The organism is Fulvimarina manganoxydans (assembly GCF_900176465.1).
Taxonomy (GTDB): domain Bacteria; phylum Pseudomonadota; class Alphaproteobacteria; order Rhizobiales; family Rhizobiaceae; genus Fulvimarina; species Fulvimarina manganoxydans.
Genome location: NZ_FWXR01000051.1, coordinates 1 through 1,377, shown reverse-complemented (window position 1 = coordinate 1,377; position 1,377 = coordinate 1). Strand labels below are relative to the sequence as shown.

Annotated in this window: 1 pseudogene; it reads right to left on the bottom strand. The window is 64.9% G+C overall.

The annotated features are described in order from the left end of the window. Positions 1-36: 36 nt before the first annotated feature. Positions 37-1,313 (bottom strand): annotated as a pseudogene (locus B9A15_RS22310) (IS3 family transposase). Positions 1,314-1,377 lie beyond the last annotated feature (64 nt).

The window sequence follows — 1,377 nt, the reverse complement described above, 5'->3', positions numbered from 1 at the left end:
TGTACCGGGGCAAGGATTTGAGACAGGATTCTGGGCTTAAGCGGCTTGCCTGATGTTCATGCTTTGCTCTTGTCTGATCGCCGCCGGCGGTCTGTGTCCGTGGCGCTCGATGATCCATTGCTCGTTGTAGGTCCTCTGGAATTGAAGCAGCGCCTTTCGCAAGTCCTCGATGGTCTCAAACCATCGGACCCAGAGGAGATTTTCCTTCAGCGTTCGGATGAACCGCTCGGCACAGCCGTTTCCTTCCGGCGCACGCACGAAGGCGGGGGAGCTGTCGGCGCCGAGGAACCTGATCTCGTTCTGGAAGTCGCGGCTCATATACTGGCTGCCGTGGTCGTGGCGGATTTTCAGGCCGCTAGCGATGTTTCCAGCAAAGGCGCCGAAGGATGCGCGCACGCCCTGGCGGATCGGCTCCAGAGCTTCGAAGCGGGTGGCTGAGGCGCTGGCGTGGATGCCGACGCATTCGGCCGAGCAGTGATCGATGGCGATGAAGACGGCAGCCTGGCCTTGGCCGGTCGCCACGCTGGTCATGTCGGTTCCCCACATCTCATCGACCCGATCCGTAGTGATCCTGCCGTCATGAGCGCGCGGGCCTCGCGCTGAACTGCTTCGCTGATGGGCCAGGAGGTTTTGTTCGCGCATGATGCGCAGCACGCGCTTTGGACTGGTCCGAACGCCTTGATGGCGCAGCCGGGCCCAGACCTTGCGATAGCCCTCGCCATGGAATGGGCTGCCCTCCAGCAAGGCACGGATGCGGCCCGCCAGATCGCCGTCGGACATCGCCCCTTGTGGACCGGATCGGCGGCGCGGAGGCTGGGGCGTGTTCGCGCACTTGAGATGACGATGCAGCGTCGCCCGGCTGACTCGCCAGGCCGTGCAGACCCGGCCCCGGCCATAGCGGCGGCGGGCGGAGATCGAAAAGGCCTGGCTCATCGCTTCGACCTCCGCCGCGCAAAAGGGGTTCCGGCCTCAAGACGGTCGATCTTGGCCTCCAGAAGCTCGTTGGCCATCGTCATCTCACCGATCTTTTCCCTCATCGCCTTCAGCTCGCGGTCCCGGTCGTCTTCGGGCCGGGACTTCAGCGACGCCGTACCGGCCTCGAGGAAGTTGTCGCGCCAACCGCTCAGATCGCCTGCGGCGACGCCGACTTCACGCGCCACCGTCTCGAGCGGTTCGCCACGCAGGACACGCAGCACCGCCTCCTGCTTACGCCCGGCCGACAGACGCCGCTGACGCGGCGGGGCGGGCGAGCCGTCTCCAGCGTGATGGGCGCGTTCCGTCTCGCCCGCCCGGGCGCTCTTCTCGTCTGTCATGGCTCCTCCTCAACGGAGCCACTCAAACCCAAAGTTCTGTCTCAGGAAACTCTATACCGGAGGA